General features: G+C 69.7%; 9 protein-coding genes. 6 read left to right on the top strand and 3 right to left on the bottom strand.

What is annotated here, in order from left to right:
* On the top strand, positions 1-114 hold a 114-nt coding region (locus GL263_RS28475; protein ID WP_228456611.1), incomplete at its 5' end, for a glutamine synthetase.
* 144 nt (positions 115-258) lie between these two features.
* Here the strand turns inward: GL263_RS28475 and GL263_RS28470 are convergent.
* Together GL263_RS28470 and GL263_RS28465 are read right to left on the bottom strand one after the other, a co-directional pair.
* Positions 259-828: a peptide deformylase gene (locus tag GL263_RS28470; protein ID WP_323379456.1), complete on the bottom strand. Its 570-nt coding sequence runs from the start codon at positions 826-828 to the stop codon at positions 259-261.
* Positions 825-1,808, bottom strand: a complete 984-nt coding sequence (locus GL263_RS28465; RefSeq protein WP_228456609.1) for a helix-turn-helix domain-containing protein — start codon at positions 1,806-1,808, stop codon at positions 825-827. The genes GL263_RS28470 and GL263_RS28465 overlap by 4 nt, the downstream gene beginning before the upstream one ends.
* Before the next feature lie 147 nt (positions 1,809-1,955).
* Between GL263_RS28465 and GL263_RS18065 the strand changes: the two genes are divergently transcribed.
* From GL263_RS18065 to GL263_RS18045, 5 genes are all read left to right on the top strand, one after another.
* Complete coding sequence (locus tag GL263_RS18065; RefSeq protein ID WP_182856759.1) at positions 1,956-3,113, top strand: glycosyltransferase; 1,158 nt, start codon at positions 1,956-1,958, stop codon at positions 3,111-3,113.
* A complete protein-coding gene (locus GL263_RS18060; protein ID WP_182856758.1) occupies positions 3,110-3,814 on the top strand; it encodes a hypothetical protein in 705 nt (234 codons plus the stop codon). Before GL263_RS18065 ends, GL263_RS18060 begins: the two co-directional genes overlap by 4 nt.
* Complete coding sequence (locus GL263_RS18055; RefSeq protein ID WP_182856757.1) at positions 3,811-5,046, top strand: glycosyltransferase family protein; 1,236 nt, start codon at positions 3,811-3,813, stop codon at positions 5,044-5,046. The genes GL263_RS18060 and GL263_RS18055 overlap by 4 nt, the downstream gene beginning before the upstream one ends.
* A 123-nt stretch (positions 5,047-5,169) precedes the next feature.
* A complete protein-coding gene (locus tag GL263_RS18050; RefSeq protein ID WP_228456608.1) occupies positions 5,170-5,904 on the top strand; it encodes a hypothetical protein in 735 nt (244 codons plus the stop codon).
* Positions 5,905-5,967: 63 nt separating this feature from the next.
* Positions 5,968-6,504, top strand: coding sequence for a P-loop nucleotide/nucleoside kinase family protein (locus tag GL263_RS18045; protein ID WP_323379455.1), 537 nt, complete (start codon positions 5,968-5,970; stop codon positions 6,502-6,504).
* A gap of 114 nt (positions 6,505-6,618) precedes the next feature.
* Here the strand turns inward: GL263_RS18045 and GL263_RS18040 are convergent, their stop codons facing one another.
* Entirely contained in the window at positions 6,619-6,786 is a 168-nt protein-coding gene (locus GL263_RS18040) for a hypothetical protein (protein WP_182856756.1), read from the bottom strand.
* Positions 6,787-6,958 lie beyond the last annotated feature (172 nt).

Genomic DNA, 6,958 nt, shown 5'->3' with positions numbered 1-6,958 from the left:
GTCTTCACCTCCGACCTGATCGAGACCTGGATCGACTACAAGCGCACCAACGAGATCGCCCCCATGCAGCTCCGCCCCCACCCCCACGAGTTCGAGCTGTACTTCGACATCTAAGAGCCGAGCGGGGCGCCCGGATGGGCCCCGACACGATCTCAGAACAGTCCGCGAGGGCCGCTACCCCACCCGGGGCAGCGGCCCTCGCCGGTTCGGTCGCCCTCCTGCGGGCGTGAGGCAAGTCGGCCTGCCGGATAACGGCGTTCAGGCGCCGTCGTACACCCAGCCTCGGCCCGTCTGGCGGTACTCCTCCACGGGGATCGGCTCGACTCCCGTTCGCATGCGGGCGGAGTAGAGCAGGCCGTCGAGGTGGTCGATCTCATGGTGGACGAGGCGGGCGAGGCCGCGTTCGTAGACCGTGGTCACGGTCTCGCCGGTCAGGGCCGTGGTCTCCACCGTGATCTCCAGCGGGCGGGGGACGAGGCCGCGTACGTCGAAGAAGCTCAGGCAGCCCTCGTACTGCTCGTCCGTCTCGTCGGAGCTGGTGGTGATGCGTGGGTTGAGCAGGATGATCGCGGGCGCGTCTCCGGGTGGCTGAACGACACCGGCGGCGCGTGCGATGCCGATCTGCGGGGCGGCGATGCCCATGCCTTTGGCGAAAGGGTGGACCTGGCCGATGCGCTCCATGGCGGCGAACAGCTCGTCCACGACGCGCTCGGCCTCGTCGCGCTCGGTGGGCAGGTCGAAGGCGCGGGCAGGTTCGGCGAGGATGGCGGCGCCGTGCTGGACGACTCCGAGGTCTCGCATGCGCTGGCTGGGCCGCACGTCAATCACCTGAACTCCTCTTGATCCGTGTCGCGTTCGGGCCGTGCCCGGAACCGCCATTCCAGACGGTACCGAGCGTGCAGGGCGGGTGTGGTCGTGATCCACGTGAATTGCCGGAGTTCACCGTCGTCGCTGCGGACGGGTGGGGTCCGCAACGGGGAGGCTTCGGCGGTCATGGAGGTCTCGGTGCCCCACACGACCGGGTCGAGGGCGGTGGGGAAGACGACCTGGACTTCCAGTTGTTCGGTGGGCAGGCGGACGGCTCGCTGGAACCAGTTGCCCCAGTTGTCGTCACCGACCGTGTAGGCGTACTCGATCCACACGGACTCGCCGGGGTAGAGGGGGAAGCGCCCGTGCTCGTTGTCGAACAGCAGCCAGACTTCCTTGAAGGCGTCTCGGTCGTGCTTGGCCTGCCAGCGCATCGCCTCGCCCCGGCATGTGGCGGTGAGGTCGAGTTCGTTCCAGGTCAGGGGGTGGGCCCGGTAATGGGCATTGGATCGCTCGGGGTCACCGGGGTAGCGGTCGACTGAGATGCGGATCAGGTACCGGGTGACGGGCTGATCACCGGTGTTCCGCAGCAGTCGTCGCATGGTGAGGCGGTACGAGCGGCCGTCGTACTGGAGCCGGGCGGCGTCGTGTTCGACGACGAGGGCGGAGCCGGTCGCGTATGGCTGCTCGGGCCTGCGTGGCGCCGGCAGGGCCGCAGGAGGGCGCCGGCCCCGGCTCTCCCTGGCCTTGGCTTGCTCGTAGTCGCACCAGCGCCGCCAGATCGCCTTCCCCGCGTTCAGAGCCTCGTCGGCGAGCCGGGCGAACTCTTCGCTGGGCTTGTGGCGGCCGGATTCCATGTGGCTGACGTACGACGGGTCGAAGCCCATGGCCCGCGCCAACGCGCGCTTGGACATGCCGCGTACTTCCCGCCACCGCGCCACTTCGGCGGCGAAGTACTCGGCCGCCTGCTCGACGGTGATCTCCTCGTCCTGCGTGCCCATCGAAGCCCCGCCCCGCGTCATCGTTGGTGAGCATGAATGAACTGTGAGTGATCCCAGTTCATCATCCCGTCACGGTCGGCGTCGCCGTTTTCCTTCTCTCACCGACCCGGATCGACCTGTCCGGGCAGATGAGGGAGGCGACACGCCATGCGGGTGCTCTACCTGCTGAACATCTCCAACCCCGACCGGCTGTCTGCGGATTCTGGCTGGATCTTCGCCGACTTGCTCGCCCCGGCCTTGGCGGACGCCGGGGCGGAGGTGACCGTCGCGGCTCCGGCTCCGGCCGGGGACGCCCGCTGTGGCTTCCGCCCGACGAAGGTGCCGGGGACGAAGTACCGCGCCCGGTTCTCGACGGACGTGGACGAGTTGGTGGCGCTGATCCAGGCCGAGCAGCCGGATGTGATCGTGGCCAACCAGATCGAGGAGGCCCCGGCTGTCCGCACGGCCTTGCTGGAAGCCGGGTCGAACGCCCTGCTGGCTGGGTACTGCCACTACCTCCCGTTCTCGTTCGCTGACGGCGGTCAGCTCCTGCTTGACCCGTCCCTTGATGACGCTGGGCTCGGACGGCCGGTGCTGTTGGCCTTCGCTGCCGGGCTCGCCGCGTGCGACCGAGTGATGGTCCACTCTTCCACCGCTGCCTCCTGGGTGTCGGCTGCCGCCGCCCGCATGACTGTGGAACTCGGCGACCGCCTCCGCGTGGTGCCGGCCCCACGGGACGAGCGCTTGGTCCGCGACCCCGCCACCGTTCCCAGCGGACCCGAGACCGGGGCGATCGGGGTCTACAACCACAGGCTGTACGCGCACTACGGCACCGAGCAGTTCCTGGATCTCGCCCGTGACCTGGTGGCTTCCCGCGCCATCCGGCTGCGGGTCATGGACCTGTTCGGCAAGCGCCGGGCCGAACGCACGGGCCTGGACGACAGCCCTGAGAAGATGCGCGACCAGCTCGCTGCCATGCCGCACGTCCAGGTTGTCTCCGACCGAGGCGACCGCGTCCGCTACAAGAAGCTGCTGGCCGGCGCTCGCTTCGGCATCGCCCCGTTCAGGCCCGGCTGCCCCTGGTCCATGAGCGTGATCGACTGCCAGGGCATGGGCCTGCCGGTCATCTCCCCGCGACTGGGCTGGCTCGCCGAGCACGTCGATCCCGAGCTGTGCTTCACCACCCAGGCCGAGGCTGTGGCCCTGGCCGAGCGGCTGGCCACGGACGACGAGTTCCACGCCGTGCACGCCAAGCGCGCCCACGCCTCCACTGCCGACTTCGCCCCCGCCGTGGTCGCCGCCCGCTACCTGGAAGCCGTCTCGTGACCGAGTACGACGCGGTGTTCCTCTCCTACGACGAGCCGATGGCCAACTCCCTTCACGCCCGCACGCAGCGAACGCTCGGCGGCTCGGTCAGGCGGCTGCACGGCGTGCACGGGATGCGCCGTGCCTATCGGCTGTGCGCCGAGGTCGTTGACCGCGAGCAGTTCTTCCTCGTCGATGGCGACTTCGCCATCGACACCGGCTTCGACCCGGCCGCCGTCGAGCCGCTGGACGAGGGAGTGTCCATGCGGGTGTGGCGGGCGATCAACCCGGTCAACGGCCTGTCCTACGGGTACGGAGGGCTGAAACTGATCCGCCGCAGTGCGCTGCGCGAGATGGGCGAGGCCGTGGACGTACTCGCGGCCCTGCCCGGCCGCATCGAGTTTGCCGACCAGACCGCCGGCATCACGCGCTTCAACCAGAGCCCCTTCCATGCCTGGAAGGCCGGCTTCCGCGAGTGCGCGATGCTCGCCCGCGGCAGTGAGTACGGGATGGCCGACGACGATGCCCGCCAGCGGTTGGAGGCATGGACGGCCAGCCGGAACGGGGAGTTCGCCCTGTACGCCGCCGCCGGGGCCCGTGAGGGGATCGCCTTCGCCCGCGACGCGGCAAGGGACACCAAGCAGTTCGACCGCCTCAACGCCCCCGCATGGCTGCGGTCCCGGTTCACCGCCGCCCACGGGGATCAGGCGGTGTCGGGATGACCGGTCCGCTTGTGCTCATCGAGCCGTATGCCGACCGCTTGGGCGGACACCACCAACGCACGCTGGTGGCGCTCGCCCAGGCCCGGCCCGGCAGTTTGGTCATCACCCCGCATGGGGTCGCCCGCGACACGGCGACGGCACTGCGCAGGGCTGGCGCCCGGCTGGTGACCGCACCGTCTGGGTGGCCGGCGGCCGTGCTGCTGGCCGCTTCCCGCCTCGCGGCCGGAATCTCCAGGGCCGAGCAGCGGGTGCTCCGCTCACGCCGCTGGCCTCGCTTCCTGCGACGACTGCCGCACCAGGTCACCCTGACCGTCCGGTGCCTTGCGGAGGCGTCCGCGCTGCGAACCGCCCGCCGCCTGGAGTCGCGGGCCGAAGCGGTGGTCATCCTGACCGCGAGCGAGGCCCTGCACGGGGCCGCAGCCTTCCTCGGCGGTCAACCGCACCTGCGGTTCATCCACGAACAGGTCACCACCGAGGACACCGTGCTGCGGCTGATCGACAGGCTGGCCCGCCGGGGCGAGCGCCGCGTCCTCGCGGTCTACCCGACCGAGGCTGTCGCCGACGAGTTCGTCGCGGTCTTCCCTGACCTGCCTGCTGTGGTGCGGGCCTTCGCGGTCGACGACGGCCACCGTCTCACCGACGCCGAACGTGAAGGCGGCCGGGCGGCCTTCGACATCCCCGCCGGGGAAGCAGCGGTGTGCCTGGTGGGCGGCTGGTGGCCGTACAAGGACATCGCTACTGTCGGCGCCGCACTGGCCTGCTTGAGGGAGCCGCTGCATCTCATCGTCGTAGGTGCCCTGCTTGACGAGGCCGTGCTGGACCGGTGGGGAGCCCTACCGCTCCTGCGCCTGCATACCGTGCGCGGCCCCGTCGCCGAATCGGTGCTCCGACTGGTCTACGCCGCCGCCGACGCGGCCCTGGTTGCCCGAAAGCCCGGTGTCGGCAAGGAATCCGGACTCGTGATGGATGCCGCCCGCCTCGGCGCCTCTTTGGTCCTCTCCGACCACGACCCCCGTCTCACCGCCCGCCTTCGCGGCCAGCCCTGGGCTCTGACCTTCCCCGCCGGTGACCCCGACGGTCTCGCCGACGCCCTGCACACCGTCGTCCGTCAGCTACCCCCACGGCCCGGTCCCGGGACGCCCCAGATGCTGGGGATGTGGACCGCCGCCGAACAAGCCGACTTCCTCACTCACGCCTTCGCTCCCCTGCGTACGAAGGAGCCACGATGCTGAGCACACCTCCCGCCCTGATCGCCGTCATCGGCTCCGTAGAACCGTCCCTGCTGACCGCTTGGACCGCCCACTACCGCGCGCTTGGCATCAAGGACTTCCACCTCGCTTTCCACTTCCCCGACCATGTCCCCCACGCCTGGCAGCACCAACTCCTGGCTGTCAGCCGCGACCTCGGCATCACCCCCACGAAGATCACAACCGGACCGTGGCACGAGCACACCCACCGAGCTGCGCGATGCCCTCCGCGAGCAAGCAGGGCCCGGCTGGCACCTGCTCGCCGATTCCGACGAGTTCCACACCTTCCCCGCCCCGCTCGCCGAGGTGACCGTCACCGCCGAGAAGTCGGGGCGGCAGGTGGTAGGCGGCTTGATGCTCGACCGCGTCGCCGCAGACGGCCGCCTCGCCGACTGGCGGCCGGAGGCAGGACTGGACCGCGCCTTCCCGCTCGGCGGTCATCTCACCCACCGCCTCCTGCACGGCGACCCCCGCAAGATCGTCCTCGCACGATCCGGTGTACCGGTGGCCTCCGGCAATCACCGAGCCCACGGTCACAGGCCGGACTCGGACACGCTGGCCTGCGTCCACCACTTCAAGTGGCGCATGGGCGTCCTGGACGATCTCCGGCGGCGAGTTGAGCGGTTCACCGCCGGCGAGTGGGCCGAGCACACTCCGGCTGTGCGGGAGGAAGCCGGCCGCCTGCTTGATCACGTCGACCGCCACCAGGGCCGTATCAACGTCGCCGACCCCCGTCTGTCCTTCCGCCGCGTCACCCTCGGCCGGATGCCGGCCGGGTGGGCACCTGAGGCTCGCACCATCGCCACCCGCTGGCACCTCCAGGCCGCAAGCAGCCACCGGTAGCCCATCCAGATCGGCCAGAATGGACACCTGGGCACCTGGGTACCGGCAGGAAGGGCACCGAACGTGAACACCGTCGCGCCGCTGGCCGTGCTGCTGGTCGGCATCACCGGCTCCGGCAAGACGACTGTCGCCCAGGCCCTGGCTGAACGGGGCATGACCCGCCTCTCCGTGGACGAGGAGGTCCACCGCCTCCACGGCCGCTACGGCATCGACTATCCCGAGCACACCTACTTCGAGCGCGAACGTCCCGTGGTCGCGGCAATCCGGGAACGGTTCGTCAGGGAACTGGGAGCGGGAAACGATGTCGTCCTGGATCACGGGTTGTGGCGCCGTGACGAGCGTGACGCCTGGAGGGTGGCCGCCGGCGAGGTGGGCGGCCACCCTCTCGTGGTCTACCTACCGGCCGACCGGCAGGAACTGTTGCGGCGTCTCACCGAACGCAACCAGCGCGAGGACGCCAACGCCCTCACCGTCACGCCCGAAGCCCTCGACGACTTCTTCGCCCGTTTCGACCCTCCGGAAGACGACGAAGAAGTGATCGTCTACACGGGAGATCTGGATGGACTCGTGAGGGCGGTGTCCTCGACCAAGCAGCGCTGAAGGCGCTACAGGCTGGCGACTTGAGGCTGGAACACGGAGGTGCGTCGCCCGAAGGCGGCGTCTGGGGAATGACTTCTCCCGCGACGTGCACCCGTTGTGCACCGGGGCAGCGTCTCAGGCGCTGTTCCCTGACGCGACCTCCCGACGCAACTCCACCAGTGCGCGCAGGGCGTGGCTGTACGCCTCGATGCTCTTGTGGCTGTGGGTCTCGACAGCACCCTTCAGCACTGTGAAGGCCGTGGCGATGGCCTCGTCGATGTCGCGCTCGTCAACGCCGTTCATGCTGCTCTCCACTCGGTAGGGGGCGGTGGGCACCGTGCCAGCTTCCCTGATCGGCGACCAGATGATGATCGGGCATCGGCGCTTCGACCGCAGTGGATTTCGGCTGCCGCTGTAAGGCGGCGCGGTGTCCGGACACAGAGAGTGTGTTGAGCGGGCTACGGGGAGGGCGTGG

Origin of the sequence: Streptomyces durbertensis, from assembly GCF_014156695.1 — a bacterium.
GTDB lineage: Bacteria > Actinomycetota > Actinomycetes > Streptomycetales > Streptomycetaceae > Streptomyces > Streptomyces durbertensis.
This window is presented reverse-complemented; position numbering and strand designations above follow the sequence as displayed.